17 protein-coding genes and 2 riboswitches are annotated in these 22,497 nt (G+C 35.7%); all 17 genes read right to left on the reverse strand.

Translation table 11 applies throughout. From position 1 onward, the window contains the following. Nucleotides 1-5: 5 nt before the first annotated feature. Nucleotides 6-779 (reverse strand): FliH/SctL family protein, encoded by a 774-nt coding sequence (locus Bccel_RS17575; RefSeq protein WP_036938693.1) that lies wholly within the window; start codon nucleotides 777-779, stop codon nucleotides 6-8. After that, a complete protein-coding gene (gene fliG, locus Bccel_RS17580) occupies nucleotides 772-1,794 on the reverse strand; it encodes a flagellar motor switch protein FliG (protein WP_036938695.1) in 1,023 nt (340 codons plus the stop codon). Before fliG ends, Bccel_RS17575 begins: the two co-directional genes overlap by 8 nt. Before the next feature lie 69 nt (nucleotides 1,795-1,863). Beyond that, on the reverse strand, nucleotides 1,864-3,465 hold the full coding sequence (gene fliF, locus Bccel_RS17585; RefSeq protein WP_036938697.1) for a flagellar basal-body MS-ring/collar protein FliF: 1,602 nt from the start codon (nucleotides 3,463-3,465) through the stop codon (nucleotides 1,864-1,866). 151 nt (nucleotides 3,466-3,616) lie between these two features. Then, entirely contained in the window at nucleotides 3,617-3,919 is a 303-nt protein-coding gene (fliE, locus tag Bccel_RS17590; protein WP_036938699.1) for a flagellar hook-basal body complex protein FliE, read from the reverse strand. A 92-nt stretch (nucleotides 3,920-4,011) separates the two neighbouring features. Further along, nucleotides 4,012-4,455, reverse strand: a complete 444-nt coding sequence (flgC, locus tag Bccel_RS17595; RefSeq protein WP_036938700.1) for a flagellar basal body rod protein FlgC — start codon at nucleotides 4,453-4,455, stop codon at nucleotides 4,012-4,014. A 3-nt stretch (nucleotides 4,456-4,458) separates the two neighbouring features. Then, nucleotides 4,459-4,872, reverse strand: coding sequence for a flagellar basal body rod protein FlgB (flgB, locus tag Bccel_RS17600; protein ID WP_036938702.1), 414 nt, complete (start codon nucleotides 4,870-4,872; stop codon nucleotides 4,459-4,461). A 418-nt stretch (nucleotides 4,873-5,290) separates the two neighbouring features. Next, on the reverse strand, nucleotides 5,291-6,613 hold the full coding sequence (trmFO, locus tag Bccel_RS17605; protein WP_036938704.1) for a methylenetetrahydrofolate--tRNA-(uracil(54)-C(5))-methyltransferase (FADH(2)-oxidizing) TrmFO: 1,323 nt from the start codon (nucleotides 6,611-6,613) through the stop codon (nucleotides 5,291-5,293). Nucleotides 6,614-6,668: 55 nt separating this feature from the next. Next, on the reverse strand, nucleotides 6,669-8,750 hold the full coding sequence (gene topA / locus Bccel_RS17610) for a type I DNA topoisomerase (protein WP_036938706.1): 2,082 nt from the start codon (nucleotides 8,748-8,750) through the stop codon (nucleotides 6,669-6,671). Between the two features lie 23 nt (nucleotides 8,751-8,773). Further along, a complete protein-coding gene (dprA, locus tag Bccel_RS17615) occupies nucleotides 8,774-9,883 on the reverse strand; it encodes a DNA-processing protein DprA (RefSeq protein ID WP_036938708.1) in 1,110 nt (369 codons plus the stop codon). A 309-nt stretch (nucleotides 9,884-10,192) separates the two neighbouring features. Beyond that, a complete protein-coding gene (locus Bccel_RS17620; protein WP_036938709.1) occupies nucleotides 10,193-10,918 on the reverse strand; it encodes a DUF2161 family putative PD-(D/E)XK-type phosphodiesterase in 726 nt (241 codons plus the stop codon). 141 nt (nucleotides 10,919-11,059) lie between these two features. Further along, complete coding sequence (locus Bccel_RS17625; RefSeq protein WP_050753598.1) at nucleotides 11,060-11,821, reverse strand: sensor histidine kinase; 762 nt, start codon at nucleotides 11,819-11,821, stop codon at nucleotides 11,060-11,062. Nucleotides 11,822-11,849: 28 nt separating this feature from the next. Continuing rightward, on the reverse strand, nucleotides 11,850-12,251 hold the full coding sequence (locus Bccel_RS17630) for a response regulator (protein ID WP_036938711.1): 402 nt from the start codon (nucleotides 12,249-12,251) through the stop codon (nucleotides 11,850-11,852). A 54-nt stretch (nucleotides 12,252-12,305) separates the two neighbouring features. Continuing rightward, a complete protein-coding gene (locus Bccel_RS17635) occupies nucleotides 12,306-14,387 on the reverse strand; it encodes a substrate-binding domain-containing protein (protein ID WP_036938713.1) in 2,082 nt (693 codons plus the stop codon). Nucleotides 14,388-14,429: 42 nt separating this feature from the next. Further along, a complete protein-coding gene (locus Bccel_RS17640) occupies nucleotides 14,430-15,965 on the reverse strand; it encodes a YifB family Mg chelatase-like AAA ATPase (RefSeq protein ID WP_036938715.1) in 1,536 nt (511 codons plus the stop codon). 223 nt (nucleotides 15,966-16,188) lie between these two features. Beyond that, complete coding sequence (locus Bccel_RS17645; protein WP_036938717.1) at nucleotides 16,189-16,980, reverse strand: prepilin peptidase; 792 nt, start codon at nucleotides 16,978-16,980, stop codon at nucleotides 16,189-16,191. A 239-nt stretch (nucleotides 16,981-17,219) separates the two neighbouring features. Continuing rightward, the gene (locus Bccel_RS17650) at nucleotides 17,220-18,404 is read right to left on the reverse strand and encodes a 3-phosphoglycerate dehydrogenase family protein (RefSeq protein WP_036938720.1); all 1,185 of its coding nucleotides are present in this window, start codon (nucleotides 18,402-18,404) and stop codon (nucleotides 17,220-17,222) included. Between the two features lie 139 nt (nucleotides 18,405-18,543). Further along, nucleotides 18,544-18,618, reverse strand: a riboswitch (glycine riboswitch). Nucleotides 18,619-18,621: 3 nt separating this feature from the next. After that, nucleotides 18,622-18,713: riboswitch (glycine riboswitch) on the reverse strand. Between the two features lie 165 nt (nucleotides 18,714-18,878). Further along, nucleotides 18,879-22,373, reverse strand: coding sequence for a cohesin domain-containing protein (locus Bccel_RS17655; protein WP_050753599.1), 3,495 nt, complete (start codon nucleotides 22,371-22,373; stop codon nucleotides 18,879-18,881). Between the last annotated feature and the right edge of the window lie 124 nt (nucleotides 22,374-22,497).

The following is a 22,497-nucleotide window of genomic DNA, read 5'->3' on the forward strand; positions in this document are numbered from 1 at the left end:
TTCGCTCATGCCTTAGTAAATATCACATCTCTAAATGCACTCTCAATTTTTTTGAACTTTGTTTGCATCCCTGCATCGATAGTACCATATGCAGTTTCAACAATACACCCTCCAGCCCTTAACGACGAGTCTTTTTTTATGTCCAGTTCTCCTATGCCTTCAACCATTCCCAAAATAATGTCCTTATTGGCACATACATAATCAAAATCCTCATTAGATACTTTCAAAACAACATTTTCTTTACTGGAGCATTTCTCCAATGCTTGTTTCACCAAGCCAAGAACAACTTCTTTATTTGTATTGATCTCCATTCCCAAAACCTTCCTGGCTATATCCAAAACAATATTTACAGCATCAGACTCAATACTTTCCAAAACGTCCTTATATTCAACCCTTGCATGTTCCTTAATAAATTCTGCCTCTTCAAGCAAGTCCTCATATTGCTTCTTCACCTCGTTATAGCCTTCCTCAAAGCCCCTTTGCCTGGCCTCTTCCAATATGGCATTCGCATTCTCTAAAGCCTCATTCTGAATTTCATTTACTATTCTTTCAGCCTCATAATTTGCTTCTTTAATTATCATTTTAGCTTCTTCCCTGGCGGCCTCCAAGATTTGTTCCCTTGTTTCTGTATCTTCCTGTGGTTCTATATAAAACTCCTTCTCATCATCTTCTTTTACATCATCATCAACGCGCTTGATGGTTTGGAAGTTCAAAGACTGACTAACTTGAAAAGGCAACCCCAGATTTATCTGATAGTTTTTATATACCTTGTTATACAATTATTTCATCTCCTCCGCCCCTGGAAATAACAATTTCACCTGCATCTTCAAGTTTTCTTATTACATTAACAATCTTTTGCTGTGCTTCTTCAACATCTTTAAGCCTTACAGGTCCCATAAAATCTATATCCTCTTTTATCATCTCGGCCAGACGCTTTGACATATTTCCAAATATGAGCTTCTGAACCTCTTCTGTAGAACCCTTTAACGCAATTGCAAGCTGACTATTGTCCACTTCTCTCAAGAACCTTTGTATTGATCTATTATCAAGAGTCAATACATCTTCAAATACGAACATTCTCTTCTTAATTTCTTCTGCCAGATCAGTATCCTCAATTTCCAAGGTTTCCATAATGTATTTTTCTGTTCCTCTATCAACATTATTAAGTATATCAACAATAGACTGAACACCACCTGCTGCAGTAAAATCCTCCGTTACCAATGAAGAAAGCTTCTTCTCCAGCACCCTTTCAACCTCTTTTATAACTTCTGGCGAAGTCCTGTCCATGGTTGCTATTCTCCTTGCAACATCTGCCTGCTTATCTTGAGGTAAGGCAGATAGGACTATTGATGATTGTTGAGGCTTTAAATACGCAAGTATTAATGCTATTGTCTGAGGATGCTCATTCTGTATAAAGTTCAGAAGCTGAGACGGATCAGCTTTTCTGACAAAATCAAAGGGTCTTACCTGCAGCGATACGGTAAGCTTGTTAATTACCTCCAAAGCTTTTTGCGTACCCAATGCCTTTTCAAGAATTTCCTTTGCATAATTAATACCGCCTTCTGCTATATATTCTTGTGCAAGGCATATTTGGTAAAATTCCTCCAGCACTCGTTCCTTGTCCTCGGGTGTAACTGTCCTGATATTTGCAATTTCAAGTGTAAGCTGTTCAATCTCTTCTTCTTTTAAGTGTTTGAAAATTTCGGCAGACTTCTCAGGCCCAAGAGATATTAAAAGCATTGCTGCCTTAGTCTTTCCGTTATAATCACCTTTAATACCACTATTACGACTCACCTTCTAATTCCCCCCAGCAAGTTTTATAATACCCGAATATGGATCTTATCTATATGGTTATTTCTTAGCCTACTCCCAATCATCTGAAAGCCAAGTCCTTAATAACTGTGCAACCGAATCAGGTTTTTGCTTGACAAACTTCTCAATCTGCTTCTTAACCTCAGATTTTTCTTCCATATCAATTTCCTGAATTTCTTCTTCAAATTCATCACCAACTGTTACATCAAATCCACCTACACCTGCTGCAGCTAAAGCAGGCTCGGCTACTGGAGCCGGTTCTTGCTTTTCTCCTTTTTTCTTCCTTGGTATAAGTGCTATCATAAGCCCTAAAGTAAGAAGCAGAAGTAGTGCAAAGAATCCATATGCATTAACAAGCTCTTTTATGGTATCAGCCAGCGACTTGGTTTCTATAGCTTCAGGTGCCATTTTATATTTGTTGACCGATATATTGGCCACGGGTATTCCGGTAGCCCTGCTCACATCACTTTTAATAGAATCAATGAAAGCCGTTGTAATATTCTTATCATCCTTAACCCGTCTTCCATAGTATAGTGCAACGGTCATGGTGGATTTCTCCATATTCATTGCTCCTAATGCTTTTTCCTCATCGGTCACCGTTCTTTTGTATTCATTATTAATCTTCTCGGATGACTTGTCATATGAAGAATTGCCATCTGAATTTATAGGGTATGTAGTGGTGTCTCCTGGGTTAGAGTCGGTTCCGGGAACTCCCGATGCGTTGCCGTTAACAAGCTTTTCCTTTGTCTCCTCCGAGCTGATTATGGCTGGGCCGTCCAAACCCGTTCCGTTGGATATATCACTAATCTTTCTTGTCATTTTGTCAAAATCAAGCACTGGGTTTACTACAGCCCTTATGCTTTCAAAGCTGTCAAGGGGCACCTTGTTGTACAGATTATATACACTGTTCTCAAGTGCTCTTTTCATTCTTTGCTTCATGTCATATTGGTTATTCGCTTCATTTATTGTGCTGTCTATTGATTGATTATTCAAAATATTTAGATTGTTATCAAGAACAGTAACATCCTTTGGTTCAAGCCCAACAACACTAGATGCAACCATCATAACAATACCCTGAACCTGTTTTTCAGTAAGCTCACTCTTTGGTTTAATGATTACATTTGCAGAAGGCTTTTCATTATCCTTCTCATCAATCACAAAGGGAGTTTCTTCAGGTTTGGATATTGTGACGCTTGCATCCTCAATATTATCAGCCAGCATTTTTAGTTTTGTGCTTAGGGTTGACTCATCATAATGCTGCCAAAGCTTTTGTTTATCACTTTCAGTTGTGTTAATTTTAATTGAACTGAAAGCATCCTCAAAGGTCATGCCGCTTTTAGGATAGCCGCCCTGTATTAATGCTACCTGTGCTTTATTATTGTCTTTTGAGTCAATAAGAATAGTACCGGAATTCTGATCCAGTTTAAACTTGATATTTTGATCCTGGAGAATTTTAGTCATCTCACTGATATCTTTTTGATTGGAACTTTTAATAAGAGGCACATAGCTTGATCTGGTCGCCAAAACTATGCTGGTTGTCAGAACAGCCAGCAAAATAGCAGAAATAATATAAATACGTTTTCTTTGAGATTTATCGAGAGCCTTCCATAAATCAGCAGCTTTTTGCTGTAGCCTCGAAATAAATTCAGGCATAATTACACCACCTTTTACAGAGCTTTCTCTTCCGTGAAAAATTTCCAATCCTAGAATACTTTAAATTCCAATACTTTTCCCCATTTATCTCCGTTCAGGCATTGCTATATGAAAAAATGTTATTAAATAAGTATCACCACTTATTGGTTTTCTAAATTTGCATTCTCATTATTTCGCTGTACGCATCAAGAATCTTGTTTCTGATTTGCATAGTCAGCTGCAGTGCCACTTCTGCCTTCTCTCCGGCAATTAAGACCTCATGGATATTATCAGTTCTGCCCACAGCTAAATTTTCGGTAAGTTCTTTAGATTGAATCTGTAAGTCATTTACAGAGTTGATGGCATTATTAAAAATTTCAGCAAAGTTTAGTCCCTTATTTTCAGTATTAGGGACATTTCTATCAAAAACAATGGGAGATATTGCATTAAAACCGTTTACAGAATTAACAGCCATAGCTTCCTCCAGATATTTAATAAAGTTAAAAGTAATTATTGGCTTGCTAAGATATGATTAAATATGTATAATCCCATACATTAGGCACTTGTTTATCTACCTATGTCAAGGGCTTTCATAGCCATACTTTTTGTGGTATTGATTGCCGTAACATTAGCTTCATAAGATCTGGTAGCCGAAATCATGTTTATCATTTCGGTCAGGACGTCAACATTGGGCATACTGACATACCCATCTTTATCCGCATCCGGATGCCCTGGATTGTAAATCTTTTTCAAAGGAGACGGGTCCTCAACAATATTGCTTACCCTAACACCATTTCCAGCAATTTTATCTTTACTGCCAGTATTTAAATATTCTGAAAACGGAGCTTTAGTAGATTTTTCTTCAAAAACCACCAGTTTTCTCCTATAGGGCTGCCCATTTTCATTTCTGGTTGTTTCAGCATTAGCAATATTCTGGGATATTATATCCATTCTTAAACGCTGGGCAGTAAGCCCTGTAGAGCTTATATCAAGAGAACTGAAGTATCCCATTTATTATTTTCTCCCTTCACTAATTACTGATTTAAGAGTTCTAAATTGCCCAGATAGCTTTTGAACTAACGCATTATAAATAATATTATTCTTAGCCATCAAAGCCATCTCTGCATCGATATCCACATTATTACCATCAAGTCTCATTTCCAAAGTAGTATTATCCTCTGTAATGGTAATATTAGCATTATTTAGTTCTGTTCCTCCAATGGGAATATGCTTTTTATCGGTACGGAAGCCTCTGAAGTTGCTGCTATCCAAAGCATCGCTGAGAACCTTTTCAAATGCTACTGTCTTTCTTTTATAATTTGGCGTATCTATATTGGCTATATTTTGTGTAATTGCTTCATTCCTCATCACTGTGCCATCTATTGCCTTTTCCAATATCCTAGTATTATTAAATAACCCTCCAACCATTGGTTATCCCCCTTCCGGTGGAATTTACAAAATGATAGAACATACGCACACATATACAAAAATTATTTAATTAATGATATTAAGCATAAAATATTTGAATAATATATTTTTTGAAGTACTCTTACTGATAATTTAATTCGACAAAACTTTTGATTTCTCTAAATAAAAAGTCTATTATTGATGTGTTAAAGCACTAAGAAGACAATGTATCGGTCATACAATTACATAATATCATATTTTTCTATGAAATTCAACAAAAAATGCACATGGAAAAATATATGCCGTTATATAAGGAATATTACAAAAATAAATAACTGCCTTATATCCTCCATAGATAACAGGCAGCTTATATAATATTTTTTATAATTCGATATATTAACAAAAATCAATTAGGCATTCCTTAGTCAATTGTCAGGTCTTAGGAAAACAACTCTTCGATTTCATTTTTTATTTCCATCACTTTACCTAAAGCCCTCTGGGATATTTCAAAGTTCTTCTTTCTTTTGTCCCTGATTCTTATATCCAATCCATCCATCAATCCGAAATTTACATTCATTGGCTGAAAATCCTTTACTGCAGGGTTGGAAATATAGCTGCTTAGTGATCCTAAAGCAGTAACTTTCGGAAAAAGCACCACATCCTTACCAATATATCTTAATGCAGCGTTAATACCTGCTACCATTCCTGATGAAGCTGATTCAACATACCCTTCTACCCCGGTCATCTGGCCTGCAAAAAACAGATTTGGCTTTTCCATAAGCCTGTAAGCTCCATCCAACTTGCCCGGCGAGTTAATAAATGTATTTCGGTGCATAACTCCATACCTTACAAACTCTGCATTTTCCAGACCAGGTATAAGTCCGAAAACCCTCTTTTGCTCAGGCCATTTAAGCCTCGTCTGAAATCCTACTATGTTATACAGCGTTCCTTCTGCATTATCCTGTCTTAACTGAACCACTGCATAAGGTTCTTTACCGGTATTGGGATCAACAAGCCCTACAGGCTTTAACGGACCAAATCTTAATGTGTCCTTCCCTCTTTGAGCCATACTCTCTACCGGCATACAGCCTTCAAATACCGCATTCTTTTCAAAGTCCTTTATATCAGCAGTTTGTGCGTTAATGAGTTCGTTTAAAAAGTACTCATATTGCTCCCTATTCATAGGACAATTAATATAGTCATCTGTTCCTCTGCCATATCTGGCAGCCCTAAAGGCTTTGCTCATATCAATTGAATTATATTCAACTATAGGAGCAGCCGCATCAAAAAAGTAAAGATATTCTTTTCCGATCAAGTTTCCCAGATATCCGGAGAAATCATCTGATGTCAGAGGACCTGTTGCTATTATAGTGATTCCATCTTCCGGTAAACTCTTTATTTCCTCACTTATAATTTCAATATTTTCTGCTTTCTTTAAAAGTTCGGTAACCATTTCTGAAAACCCGGTTCTATCAACTGCCAACGCTCCTCCTGCAGGTACAGAAGTGGCATCTGCACACTTCAATATAATAGAATCGAATATTCTCATTTCCTCTTTTAAAAGGCCTACCGCATTTTCAAGTTGTGCCGAACGCAGAGAATTGCTGCAAACAAGCTCCGCAAAAGTTTCCAAATGATGAGCTGGTGAAAGTTTATGGGGTTTCATTTCATACAACTTTACTTTTATTCCTCTTTTGGCAATTTGCCATGCTGCTTCACTACCCGCAAGCCCGGCACCAATAACATTTATATAATCAACCATCTATGTCACATTTCCTTTTTAGTCATTAGTTAGTTATTCATTAAATATTTCCTGACTATTCCTTTGGTTTTACATAATCACAACCTTCTTTGCTGCACTTTATGGTCTCTTTTTTTCCTGATGCATGGGAAACCAAAAAGCTATCGCATTTCGGACATTTTTCATCAGTAGGCTTATCCCAAGTCATAAACCCACATTCAGTTCTATTCTCACAGCTAAAATATTTTCTTCCTTTTTTGGTCTTCCTTATTACAACCTTGCCTCCACATTTAGGGCAGTTAACTCCTGCCTCTTCCACAATAGGCTTTGAGTTCCAACACTCAGGAAAACCGGGACAAGCCAGAAACTTACCGAATCTACCCATCTTAACGACCATATTTTTACCGCATTTTTCGCATATAACATCCGAAACCTCAACAGGTATTTCAACCTGACCGATACTTTCTTCTGCTTCAGTCAACACAACAGCAAAATCCTTGTAAAAATCCTTCATGATTTCTACCCATCTTTTACCTCCAACCTCCACTGCATCAAGCTTATTTTCCATTTGAGCAGTAAATTGGATATCAACTATATCCTTAAAGTTATTCTTCATAATATCAGTAACAATCTTACCCAGCTCAGTCGGGAACAGAAGCTTTTTATCCTTTTCTACATATCCCCTGGCAAGTATGGTTGTAATGGTAGGTGCATAAGTACTTGGCCTTCCTATACCCTTTTCCTCCAATGTTTTTACCAGTGAAGCTTCTGTGTATCTTGGCGGCGGTTGAGTAAAGTGCTGCTTTGGATCAAGTTTTTTGAGATCAAGCTCTTCTCCTTCTTCCAAAGCTGGAATATTGGTTTCAGCACTTTCTCCATCGTCATCTCTGCCTTCAATATATACAGACATAAAACCGGAAAATTTTACTTTAGAACCAGCTGATTTAAAAATATATTTTCCAACATTAATATCCACACTAAGCGTATCGTATACTGCTGATGACATCTGGCTTGCAACAAACCTTTCCCAAATCAGCTTATACAGTTTATATTGCTCATTTGACAATGAATCCTTGATTTCGTCGGGATTTAAGCTTATATAAGTCGGCCTTATGGATTCATGTGCATCCTGTGAAGCAGACTTATTTTTATAAACCCTTGCTTCCTGAGGCACAAAATTTTCTCCATACTTTTCCTTTATATACTCTCTTGTTTCACCCTGAGCTTCTGTCGATACTCTGGTAGAATCAGTTCTTATATATGTTACAAGACCCATTGCACCATGTCCTTTAACCTCTACTCCCTCATAAAGCTGCTGGGCAACCATCATTGTCTTCTTGGTTGTAAAGCCCAGTTTTCTTGCTGCTTCCTGCTGCATTGTACTGGTTATAAAAGGAGGTGCAGGTGTCCGTTTCTTTTCACTTTTCTTTACCTTTGTTACAACATACTTTTTGCCGTCAATTGCCTTTATTATCTCATTAACCTTGGCTTCATCACTTAATTCAATCTTTCCTTCGGTATTTCCATGAAATTTTGCATTAAATGGTGTCTTCCCTTTAAGCTGGCTGAGTTTTGCATCAATAGTCCAATATTCTTCCGGAACAAAATTCTCTATTTCTTCTTCCCTGTCACTTATAAGCCTTGTGGCAACTGATTGAACCCTGCCGGCACTTAAGCCTTTCTTGACTTTTTTCCATAGCAGAGGACTGATTTTATAACCGACTATTCTGTCCAAAACTCTTCTAGCCTGTTGTGCATCAACCAGATTTAAATCAATTTTTCTTGGTGCCTTTATCGCATTTTTAACAGCATTTTTTGTAATTTCATTAAATGTTATTCTGCACCTATCATCTTCATTTATATTTAATATATTAGCTAAATGCCATGATATAGCCTCACCCTCACGGTCAGGGTCAGTTGCAAGGTATATCTTTTCAGCGTTTTTAGCCTCTTTCTTTAATTTTGCTATCAGATCACCTTTTCCCCTAATAGTAATATACTTGGGTTCAAAATTGTTATCGATATCAACCCCCATTTGGCTCTTGGGCAAATCCCTTACATGACCCATGGAAGCTGTTATCTTATACCCTTTTCCCAAAAACTTTCCTATAGTTTTAGCTTTTGCAGGCGACTCAACAATTACCAAATTACCAGCCATCATAATCCTCCGTAATCTGCTTTTTAATCTTTAATCCTAAAAATCTTACCGGGTATTTGCTCCACTACCCCTTTTAGTTCAAGCATTACAAGCAAAGAACCTACAACCTTTATGCTAAACCCACTCTTCTTTGTAAGCTCATCGATGTGTAATGGCTCAAGCTTTAGACATTCAACCAGTTTTCTCTCTTCGCTGTTTAGCCCTTTGAACAAGGCTTCATCATAAGTCCTATAACTATGTTTAGTATCACCACTATCAGTTATACCATAATTAATCAATTCCTCCAATATATCTTCAACGCTTGTTACGATTTTTGCTCCATCCTTGATCAACTTATTAGTGCCTTTACTATTCATACTACTAATATTTCCAGGGACTGCAAATACCTCTCTTCCTTGCTCTAATGCAAACTCGGCAGTTATTAATGATCCGCTTCTTTCTCCTGCTTCTATAACCACCACACCAATAGACATTCCGCTTATAATTCTATTCCTGGCAGGAAAGTTGGAAGGAACCGGCGGAGTACCTGGAGGATACTCTGATATAACTGCACCTTTTTGAGTTACTTCCGAAATAAGTCCTCTGTTCTCCGGAGGATAAGCTATATCAGCACCGCAGCCTAAAACTCCTATTGTTCTTCCTGTTTCTTTTGCTCCCTTATGTGCATTGGTGTCTATTCCCCTTGCCATACCGCTAACTACTGTCAGGCCAACTCCTGCTAATGTATATGATAGGGATTCAGCCATTTTTATTCCATAATATGTTGCTCTTCTTGCACCAACTACTGCAATACATTTTTCATTTTTTAGTATATTCCCTCTTACATATAAAATTATAGGAGGATCATATATATTTTTTAAATAATAGGGATATTTTTCATCCCTAATAGTAATTATATCTATTTTTTGATCTTTTGCTACTTTTAAATGCTTATAAGCATCTTCCCTGAACTTTCCATCCATTAAGGATTTTATCGCTTGGCGATTCAGAAAAGTTGCTTTATTTAATTCTGCCTCTGAAGCATGCCATATATTCTTTGGATGCTCAAAAAAATTTATAAGCTTACTGCATTTTACAGGACCAAAACCTGGTATTGAATTTAACCAAACCCAATATATCAATTGTTCTTCCATACTTTTACCTCGTTTTATGAAGTATGCAATCACTAGGCTATTATACCATACAAAACACAAATAACAATAACTTTGTAACTATAAAAGATTATTAATCCTTACATTTGTCTATTGCGAATTAGTAATAACTAAAATATAACTTCCACTATAAATTTCGCTCATGTGTTGACTTAACTCGCCAACACCCGCTCAAAATTCGAAGTAATATTTTAGTCATTCCTTAACTTGTTTACACATATATATCGTAAAAATATGGATAAAGATTAAGTCCATTTCAAAAATACAGAAAATATTTATATTATAGTTATTTTAATCCAAAGAGGAAGTTATCTTACTCTTGTAATATTGTGCTAATTCCGGAAATTCATCCAGTGCTCTTTTACCCGCATCACTTAAGCCATAAACACTTTTTTCTTGTTTATAGAACCAACCGTAATAGTTTTTATTTAGAATACTCCAAGTTTTATTGGAGTCTGTCCCGTATTGGGTAATTTTTTTAGCTGACATTGGGCCGAACATATTTAGACAGCAAGCTATATGAAGTGAGTTCTCTCTATAAGCGGTAACGAGCTTTCTTCCTCTACTGCCGCCAACGTTAAGCTCCATAGTCCTGCCTTTAAGCTCTTCAACAAGTTTCATTTTTTTATTTTTGCTTTTTTGTCTGCTCGCTTGAAAGTCGAAAGGCTTTGGGGAAATGGGTATCTCAATTAAATTTTTGCCGTTTAATGAAACAAGAATCAGTCCTAACTCAAGCCTTTTTAAGAGATAGCATATATCTCTCCATTTTGCTGTTCCAATAAGCCTTTTTGGCTTTGGAACAGCAATATAAACAAAATCCCCTATTTTCTGTCTTTTAACGGCTTGTGCAAGCAAATCAACACTTAGGTTCCTTTTCAGTTCAATAATGGTCAGCTGGTTTTCCTTGGTAGCACAAATATCGCAGAAGTTGACCTCACTCCTTACTTCATAACCTTCCTGAACAAAAAAATCATGTATAGGTTTATATAAATCCTCTTCTAAAAATTCTTTTCCCATAAAAAAAGGCCTCTATATTCTATGATTTTGCTTATTTCGGTTGACAAAATCGCAAGCGATTGTCACAACAGAAATTATAGAATAAATAGCCCAGATTTTCAACTACATTAAATTAATAACTATTAATTATACAGTACCTAATCATGAATTTGGAATGGAAATTATAAAGGTGGTTCCTATACCCTCCTCTGATACTACCTCAATATCTCCCATAAAATCCTTTTTTATAATCTGGTATGAGCTGTAAACGCCAATGCCCGTACCATCTTTTCCCTTATTGGTAACTAACTCTTTAAAGAGTTTTTCCTTAATATCCTTTGGAATTCCTCCTGCACAATCTGTAATTATAAATTGTACCTTACCATTTTGTTCATCTATCTTAAAATCAATTGTACCACCATTTTCATAGGCTTCTGCAGAATTTATTACAAGGTTGCATATGACTTGAATCAAGCTTATAAGCTTGCCTTTTATTATTGTATTACCATCTATATTATGTTGAGAATTCATCGTGCATCTATAAACTTTTAATTGATCATTGAGAATTATATTAAGTCTCTTTAACAAATCATCGATAGTAAAAGAATTATATTGTGATATTGATCTTGAAACAGTTTGATCCTTAAGGGTTAGTGCTAGATCCTTAAGATAAACAAGATATTGGTATATGTTATCTGCCGCAACTTCCATATCCTTTGCAATATCATGGTGATCGTCATTCGTGACCAACGAATCTCCAATAGAATTGGAATATTCATTTATAAGCTCTTTCAGACTTTGTATTGAAGTGCCTATACACATAAGAGGAGTTTTCATATTGTGGGTAATACTGCCTAAAATTCTTCCCATAAAATACAATCTTTCGTTATCAATCATTGTCTCATGGATTTGTTTTAGCTTCATACTCAGAACTTTATTCTCCGCCAGCAAATTATGGCCTTGTTTTTTTTTGTAAACAAATTTTCCTTGCACTAAGGATCTGGTGTAATAAATTGTCTTGCGAATTTGTTTTTATATGGAATCCGTTTATATTATATTCTATCATTATATCCACTGAAGGGATATTATCATTAGTATCAGCTAAAAGTATTATCTCTATTTCAGAACATACATCCCTTATAGCTTTAACAATCGATAGATCCAAATGACCTGAATTATTTAAGTTAACAACCAATATATCCATCTCTTCGGATCTTATCAGTTCCAACATATTTAGTTTGTCATTAAAAAAGTGTACATCCATATCATATGCTTTAAGTTTGTGCCTGTGTTCCATTGAAAATGTTCTATCATCGCTATGGATCAGTACTTTTATTATGCTAGAATTATTCAACCTTGTCACTCCTTAGAATATACAGATTCCTTAAACTCGTACGAAAAACCAAGCTTATAAAAACAGCTTTATATAAAATGTTGTTCCAAGCCCAGTTTCTGAATTGAAATACAGGTCTCCGCCAAACCTGCCTTTTATAGTTGAATACGAAAGCATAAGTCCAATACCAGTAGCGTTTTTACCTCTTGTAGTAACCATCTTTTTAAAGATAGATGATTTTATTGCTTTAGGTATTCCAACCCCATAATCCTTTAAAGATATAAGTATGCAACCCTTCATATGCTCAATTCTTATATCAATGGTATCAGCATTATTCTCAATATTGGCATATGCAGCATTTACCAATATATTATCAATAACCTGCAGCAAGTTTATAATTTCACCTGATATTCTCAATTGAGGATCTGTTTCCACTTTTATGTTAATCTTTTGCATATTTAAGATTTCGAATTTCCTTATATGGTTTTTAATGCTGTCTATCAGATCATTAACACTAAAACCATCCATATTCCTTGTTGTAAACTTCGAATATTGGTCGTTGATCTGATCTAATACACTGGTCATATAACGTAAATTACCATCAATTCTTTCTATCCAAGAGCTCATTTCCTCTGCAATTTCATGATGGTCATCTATAGTGACAGATTTATCTGTAATTGACTTTGTGTATTCATCAATAAGAGAATTCAAAGCTACTGTTGAGCCCGCAATTGCCATTATATAGGATTTTATATTATTAGCTATACTGATTAAAAGTTGGCCTAATGTGGACATTCTCTCCTGTTCCCTGAGTTGTTCACTCATACGCTCCTTTTCCAAAAGCATGAGGGCACCTTTTAGTGTATTGCTTATTTGTCCCCTTAGAAGCTCAAAATTAATTACATCATCGTTGTCAACCTCAAAACACACAAAACCATAATGCTCATTATTAAAAAAAAGTGGTTTAACAAGATATGTAAACTGCCTGTCATAAGGTATAAATACATCAGGAACAAGCATTCTAGTTTTAAACGGAATATCCTCATAATCACTTCTTTCATTATTATAATATGCATACATAAGTTCTGAAAAATCAGGTATATCACTTTTAACAGTTACGGGCCCTTCCTGATATCTAATTATAAAACAGCTTTTGATGTATAATTTTTTCAATGCTGTAGTCAGTAGATCAAAAAGAGTATCCAAGCTGTAGGTTTGCAAGTTTTCATGAACTTTAAAGTTTGATATTGCCCTAATGTAGTAGTCAGAAAATGTTGACGATCTGTTTACTACAGCTTCACATCCACAGGATTCTCTAATTACCGTTGAAGTTGGAAGCTTTATAACTTCAGATACCTCAGTACCGTTAATCTCTTCTAGAAGCAGCTCAATTGCTTTTTCAGATATCATATCCAAAGGCTGCATAACAGTGGTCAGTGAAGGGGTTATTATTGCAGAATTGTGGGCATTGTCAAAACCGCATACTACAAAATTTTCTTTATAATCCAGATTCATGCTCCTAAAATATTTTATAGCACCCACTGCCATTTCATCATTGGCACACACAAGGGCATCAATTTTAATATTATTTTTTATTAAATATTCTGCTGTTTCCCAACCAGTTTCAGATTGAAAGTTTCCATTAAATATTATTTTCTCGTCAACCTCTATTCCATTCTCCTCCAGCACTTCCAAATAAGCATTATACCTTTCATTAGATTCATCGTTGCTTAAAGGGCCTTTTAAGAAACCGATTTTTCTATATTTATGGTGGTTTACAAGATGATCAACAAGGCTTTTCATGCCCTTTTTATTGTCTACTAATATACTTGGAACGCCGGGAATATTTTCATATATTGAAACCTTCGGTATACCTTCAAAGGCTTTAATGTATTCCATGAAATAGTCATGGGAGACCTTGTTTATTAATGTACCTGTAGCTATAATAAGGCCATCAAGCCTTGAAGCGTCGGCAAGTTTGTATACAATATTATGTTCAACACTAATATTATCAGTGTTAAATAGAATCCTTCCTTCAAAGGCTATCAGGTTGACATCCAACTTCTGGGCAGCCTTTCTTATCGATGTCCAGAAAAGGGTTTGAAAATCTCCATCTATTTCATTTACAAAGAATCCAATAGTGAGTCTTCTTTTCATAAATTGTCTCCCTTTCTGTTTAATCATTCATGGCTTCATATACTATCTTCCCCAAAATTTTCTGTCAAGACTTCTATATTGTATAGCTTCAGCTAAATGCTGAACTTTAATATCATCACTTTCATCCATATCGGCAATTGTTCGTGCAACCTTTAGTATTCTGTTATGAGCCCGTGCACTTAGTCCTAATCGCTCAAAAGCATTTTTTAAAAGTTCTTTACCTTCATAATCAAGCTTGCAAAACTTGTTTATAAGGGCTGGTGTGAGCTGTGAGTTTGAAAATATTTCAAGTCCTATATACCTTTCAAGTTGTCTCTTTCTTGCTTTATTGACACGCTCCCTTATTACATGGGATTTTTCACCGCACACCGGATTGTCAAGGTCTTGATATTGTACTCCGGCTACTTCTATGTGTATATCAATCCTATCCAAGAGTGGACCAGAAATCTTTCCTAAGTATTGCTGTATTTGCCTTGGGGAGCAACTGCATTGCTTGCTGTCATCTAAAAAATTACCGCAGCGGCAAGGGTTACCTGCACATATGAGCATTGTTTTAGACGGATATGAAATACTCCCGCTTAATCTGGATATATTTACATACCCGTCCTCCAAAGGCTGTCTCATAACCTCCAATGCCTCTTTGCTGAATTCAGGAACCTCATCTAAAAAAAGAACACCAAAATGAGCCAGGCTGATTTCTCCAGGCTTTGGAATCTTTCCACCTCCAACCAGGCTGTAGTGTGATATGGTATGATGAGGAGATCTGAACGGTCTTTTTGTCATCAGGGGTGTCTTTGGAGGAAGTGTTCCTGCTATACTGTGAATTTTAGTAACTTGGAGGGATTCTTCAAACGTCATAGACGGGAGAATTGACGGAATTCTTTTAGCAATCATTGTCTTACCGGAACCTGGGCTACCAATAAGTATACAGTTGTGGGCACCTGAAGCTGCTACTTCCAAAGCTCTTTTTACATTTTCCTGCCCTTTAACATCGGAAAAATCAAATTCATATTCAATATTATTTAAAAAAAGGCTGTCAATATCTATTGTGTAAGGCTCAATTCTAGCAGTTTTATTCAAGTGGTTAATCACATCGACAATACTTTTTACTGGAAGTACATTAACCCCTTTTACTACCGCAGCCTCCTGAGCATTATCTATCGATAGTATTATATTTTCTATACCTTCGTCTTTAGCCTGGACAGCCATAGGTAAAACCCCCGTTACAGGCTTGACTTGCCCGTCTAATGACAGTTCCCCAATAAACATATAATTATGTATTTCACTTGTATTTATCTGCCCTGTAGCCGACAAGATTCCCAAAGCAATGCCCAAATCAAAATGAGAACCTTCTTTCCGAACACTTGCTGGAGACAAGTTTACAGTAATTCTTCTTACAGGAAAATCCATTTTAGAGTTTTTAATTGAAGTCCTAACCCGTTCCTTTGATTCACGAACAGCAGCATCACCGAGTCCAACTATATCGAATGCAGGAATACCATTAGATATGTCCGTCTCTATTTCAACAACATATCCGTCTATACCAACCAATCCACAACTTTTAATTCTGGAAATCATATTGAATCAGCCTCCTCATTAATTGGGCGGATGGTAAAACTCTCATATATCTCAAAAGGCATAGCTAACTCTCACATTTGACATACACAAAATCACTTATGGTTTTGCTTAACCTTAATTTCCCATAAATATACAAATGTAAAAGTTCTACTCTTAATTTATATATAGAGAAACACAAATATATATATTAACTTATAAATTATCGGATTAATTTGAAGAAAAATTAATAGGAATTAAACTGTAAATACCAATTTAATATATCTATACCAAACAGTATGGTAGTAAAGGTTCCCAATACTATTGCTGGTCCAAAAGGTATTGCTTCCTTCAGTTTCTTACCCTTAAATATCATAAAAACTATTGATATTAGAGAACCAATGATGGCAGATAGTATAAAAGAAACTACTACCATTCTCCAACCAAGGAAAATCCCAATTGGCACGAACAGCTTTACATCCCCCATCCCCATTGCATCAGTCTTATAAATAAATAAGCCAATAATTCCTATAATAAAAAGTACAATGGAAACCAAAGCACCTCCGACCAAAGGATTCCACCAAGCTCTATCCATAAAAATCGGAAATTCATAAAACAGATTATAGAAAAATACAATTAGTGCCCCGCCAAGACCAGCGAGAAGTAAATCATCGGGAATAATATAATAGTCCATATCAATAAAAAATACTGCAATTAAAATTGACATCAATAAAAGAAATGCAAAAAATTGTATAGTTAAACCAAATTTTAAATATAGGGATATGCTAACAATAAGAGTAAACAAAGTAATCTGAAATGGTCTTACAAAGACTTTACTAGAACACTTTTTGCACTTTCCTTTGTGAATAAAAAAATTAACAGGTACCAGCATTTCAAGAAGTGTTAGCTTTCTGCTGCACGCACCGCAAAAAGGCCAAACCCAACTCACATCTTCTTCACCCTTGGGAATTCTCGATGCAACAATATTAATTATTAATCCAAGGAACAAACTAAAAACAGATAATATTATGATTGGCATTTATGTGCTCTCTCCCTGTTTGTTAATTGGTGATGCTGTCCATATCATTATTATTATATTTGATTAATGATAATATTTCAAGCCAAAACAAAACCAAGAATTGATTTTGAAAATACCTACTTTCCTTAAAATTCTGGCATATTAAGGAAAGTAGATATTTATAGATCACTTATAATCGCTGTATTACGGCATGAATGAAATTTATAGCGAAAATTATTTTTTAATCGTAATAAAATTGATTAGTATAATGACTTTTCTTCTATTATCCTTACCATCTTTATACCAGCTATGTTTTTAATACTTGTATATATATCTTCAGTTACTTTTCCGTCTACATCTATCATGTTGTATCCAATATTGTTTTTATGGTGTGTAAGCATATCTGCTATGTTTACTTTGTTTGCAGCAAGTATTGATGTTACCTGTCCTACCATATTGGGAACATTTTCATGAGCAGTCAATATTCTTGTACATCCGGGTTTTACTGCCATATCACAGTTAGGAAAATTAACAGAATTCTTTATTACACCTTTTTCAAGATAGTCTTTAACCTGATTTACTGCCATAACAGCACAGTTTTCCTCAGATTCAGGAGTTGATGCACCCAAATGCGGTATAGTAATTATTTTGTCATTTCCTAAAAGGTCTTGTTCAGGAAAATCTGTTACATAACATGCAACCGTACCATCATCTAAAGCATCCAACATATCCTTGTTAACAACAAGTCCACCCCTTGATAAATTTATTATTCTTGCTCCCTTTTTCATAATTGCAAACTTTTCTTTATTAAACATTCCCTTTGTTTCCGGTCCAAGCGGAACATGAACAGTTATATAATCACATGTTGACATAATTTGATCAAGACTTGTTGCTCTAATAACACTGCTTGAAAGTCCCCATGCAGCATTAACAGATATAAACGGATCATATCCTATAACTTCCATTCCTAATGAGACAGCATCGTTTGCAACCATAACACCTATTGCACCGAGACCGATAACACCAATCCTCTTACCTTTTATTTCAGGGCCTTCGAATTGGGACTTACCTTTCTCCACCAGCTTTGGCACTTCATCTCCTTTTCCCTTTAAGGATTGAGCCCAGCTAATGCCTTGGTTTATTCTTCTTGATGACATGAATAGTGCTGCTATTACAAGCTCTTTTACTCCATTTGCATTAGCTCCAGGAGTGTTGAAAACAACTATTCCTTTTTCAGTGCATCTATCAATTGGAATATTGTTTACTCCTGCACCTGCTCTTGCAATAGCCTTAAGATTGGATCCAAATTCCATTTCCAGCATATTAGCACTTCTTACCAATATTGCATCTGGATTCTCTGCTTCATTTGATACCATAAATTCATCCTTAGACAATAATTCCAAACCTTTTTCAGAAATACTGTTAAGTGTTTTTATATTATACATTATAAAACCCCTCCCCTTATATGTTTATATTAACAAATTACCAAAAAATATTGAACAAAATGGAAAAGGAGTCAAACCCAAATAGAGCGACTCCTGTGATTAACATAATAGTAATACACAATTAAAGCACGTGAATTTGCTCTGTCCTTTTGCCTGAGAGATTATTCCATCTATGGAATTTGCCCTTCGGCGCCATTTATTGGTCTCTCCAGAGATCCGTCCGGTTGAAGTCTCGATACCTGAGAGTATAACTCCTTCGGTGAATTGTATGTACTAAAAAATACACAATTACTCTCCCCCAACCATCATCCGCCAAAATTTAATTTTCCATTCTTAATAAAAATCAATTTATATCAATTTTTATATATTATATTATAATAATCCAGATACATATTGTCAACAAATTTTACCTTGATATAAAACAAGGAAGCTTCCAGTCTACCTGGCAGCTTCCTTGAATAATTAATAATGTTATTATTCAAAAGAAATTGTTGTATCTATTGCTTTACGATCAGTGCCAGTAAATGATCCCATTTTATTGAGCTTAATGATATCAGAACCGTTTGAAATATCAGATTTAAGCTTAAATGTTATGTTGGCAAAAACCCCATTTTCTTTTATTGGCATTGATCCTTGAGTAGCATCATTAAATAGGAATGATATAACACCTTTAACTCCAGTATATGCAGTAAAATTAACTATTGGTAAAGTTGTTATCAGTCCAGCATCAACACTAACTACTTCCAGAGCATTTGTGTCGTAAGAAAGTCTGAAATCACAGTTGTTTATTCCATCTCCTTTAAGTCCTTTGAATGTGACTGGAACTGTAACTGTGCTGCCTGCTGTTCCATTTAAACGGCCTACAACAACTTTGAAGCCTTCAGCAATAGGTGTAGGAACTGGTGTAGCAGTAGCAACCGCTTCAACAGTAATTTTTCCTTCGTTGAATGATGGCAATATTGCGGACATCTTATCGTCTTTAAGTGATGAGAATGAACCTACATGGCTTAAAGCAAACTTATAATTTCCAGATGCGGCACTATCCTTTATCTTAACCTTAATTACAGCAAATTCGCCATCATTGATAATAGGCATTTGCCCCTGTGTTGCATCACTAAACAGTAATGAAACATATCCGCCTTCAGCATTGATGTTAGATGTAAAGTTAGCTACAGGAAGAGTAACTATAGAGCCTGCTTTCACACTAACTATCTCAAGTGCACCTTTCTGGAACATCAACTTGAAATCACAATTATTTATTCCTTCTGCAGGTACACCTCTAAAGTACACTGGTATATCCATAGTATCTCCAGGTACGCCTTTTATAGAAGTGATATCTACAATCAGCTTATGCTCCTGTTTTACTGGAGTTGCTGTTGGTGTAGCTGTTGGTGTAGCTGTTGGTGTAGCTGTTGGTGTAGCTGTTGGTGTTGCTGTTGCTGTAGATGTTGGAGTAGCAGTTGGTGTTGGTGTTACTGTCGCTGTTATTGTAGGCATTGGTGTAGATGTTGGAGTAGCAGTTGGTGTTGCAGTTTCCTTTATTGCTGTTACAATTATCTTTCCATCAGTAAACACAGGCTCAAGACGAACCATTCCTGCACACGAGAATGCACCAACTCTATTTAATGATATCGGATAGTTTCCTGTAACACTAGGATTTAACACTTTAAATTTAATATTTGCAAAAACTCCATCTTTAGTTATTAGAAACTGTCCTTGAGTATTATCATTGAAAAGGAATTTAACTGTTCCATTGGAACCTTTAGCAGAGAAGTTAACATTTGAAAAAGGAACAATTTCACCAGCTTCAACGCTTACTACGCTTAATGCTTTATCGTCAAAGGAGAGTGTGAAGTCACAGTTATTTATACCCAGCTCAGGTACATTAGTAAATTTTATAGGAACTATAGCTTCCTGCCCTTCAACTTCAACATTTTCAATATCAACTTTTAATTTCTTTGGTTCTTTTGTAGGAATAGCAGTAGGTGTGTTAGTAGGTGTAGCTACGATTTCAGAAGAAATCGGCGTAGGTGTTGTTTTTGCCTTATCAACAGTCAACACACCTTCTTTTGTTGTCACATTAACTTTTACCATATTCTTGCCGGAAACCGACCCAATTCTCTTAAACTTAAATGAGTAATTTCCCGCAGGTGCATTTTCCTTAATTTTTAAGGTTATATTTGCAAATACGCCATCATCGACTATAGAGTTTGATCCTTGAGTGATATCATTATAAAGGAAAGATATGGTATCTTCACTTTTATTAACCACAAAGTCAGTGATAGGACTTTTCACTATGCTACCAGCTTTAATTTCGATTATATCCATTATGCTACTATCATATGATAGTCTGAAGTCACAATTGTTTATTCCCCCAGTGCTTGGTACATCACTGAATTTTACCGGGATAGTAACAACACTACCTGGTTCACCATGTACATCACTAATAGCTACATCTATGGTTTTTACAATAGATGCTGGTGTTGGAGTAGGTACAGGTGTGTTAACTTTTGAAGTAACAGTTACCTTTCCATTTCCAGTTCCTACCTTTACACTAACCATGTTTTTGCTAGAAAATGCTCCAAGGCTGGTAACTTTTATATCGTAGCTACCTGCTTTTGCATCGTTTTTTATAACTGCCTTAATATTGGCGAATACACCATTGGATGAGATTAAATTCGAACCTTGTGTATTATCATTGTACAAGAATTGGACAATACCTGCCTTGTTGTAATTTGCAACAAAGTCAGTTAATGGAGAAGTAACTATTTTGCCAGCTTCAATCCCCTTTATCTGCAAAACATTGCTATCATATGAAACTTTAAAGTCACAATTGTTAATACCACTGTTTGGAACATCTTCAAAGCTCACTGGGATAGAGATTTCACTTCCTGCTTCCCCTGTTGCAGATCCTATTGAAACTTGCACTTTTGCAGGTGCAACAACTGGAGTAGGAGTAGGAGTAGGCTTTGAAGTCTCTCCTGATTTGGTTACAGCAATAACGCCACCATCTATAAATGCGTCAATAGGCATCATTTTGTATGAGTTATCTTCCTTTAAGCCGGATATTGCACCAACCTTGGATGATACAAGTTTATATTCCTTAACTGCTGCACTTTCTTTTACCTTAAGCTTAACACTAGCAAATACACCGTCATTTTTTATCTGATTTGAACCTTGTGTTGAATCAGAGAAGAGGAAATATACTGTTCCATCATTCCTTGTGTATGAATAAAAATTAGATGGAGAGTTTGCTATTATTGAACCAGGTATAACACTTTCCATATTAAAAATGCTATTATCATATTGCAGCTTGAAATCGCAGTTATTTATACCGCCGCTTGGTACATTTTCAAATTTGATCGGTACTGTTACTGACTGACCTGCAACAGCATCAACCTTTTCTACAGCAATTTTTAAACCCTTTTTTACATCAGCTGTAGGTGTAGGAGTTGCTTTCACATTACCGTTCACCTTTATACTTCCTGATGAAAATTTCTCATTTATGCTACCGCCCCTGCTGTTTGAAAATGATCCTGAGCTATTCAATTTTACTTCATAGTTACCACTTACTGCATTATCTTTGATTTTAAACTTCAAATTAGCAAAAGGACCATTAATGGTTATTGGCAGCAAGCCTTGTGTTGAATCATTGAATAAAAACGATATTACTCCAGGTCTACCAGAATATGCAGAAAAGTTTGCTACTGCATTAGGTACTATAATTCCTGGTGTTATTTCTTCAAGTTCCAAAAAACTGCTTTCATATGACAATCTAAAATCGCAATTATTAATACCTGCGGTAATACCTTGAAAGCTTACAGGTATTGTAACTGAATCTCCTTCACTTCCTTCAACTGTGCCAATGATTACATTAACCGATGAATCAGCAAATGTTATAACTGGAAACATACTGGTAATCAACATAATCATCATTAGAACAAGTGCAAATATTTTATTCTTCTTCACTTAGATAAACCCCCTTTATTTTGTTCCGTATCAGCTTATAGCAACGAAACTTTAAGCACTTTTCTAGTTTACCCCTTAGATAAGATAAGTAAAAATACCCTCAGTTTTCTCTCTGTAAATTCTC

This window comes from Pseudobacteroides cellulosolvens ATCC 35603 = DSM 2933 (assembly GCF_001262605.1).
GTDB lineage: Bacteria > Bacillota > Clostridia > Acetivibrionales > DSM-2933 > Pseudobacteroides > Pseudobacteroides cellulosolvens.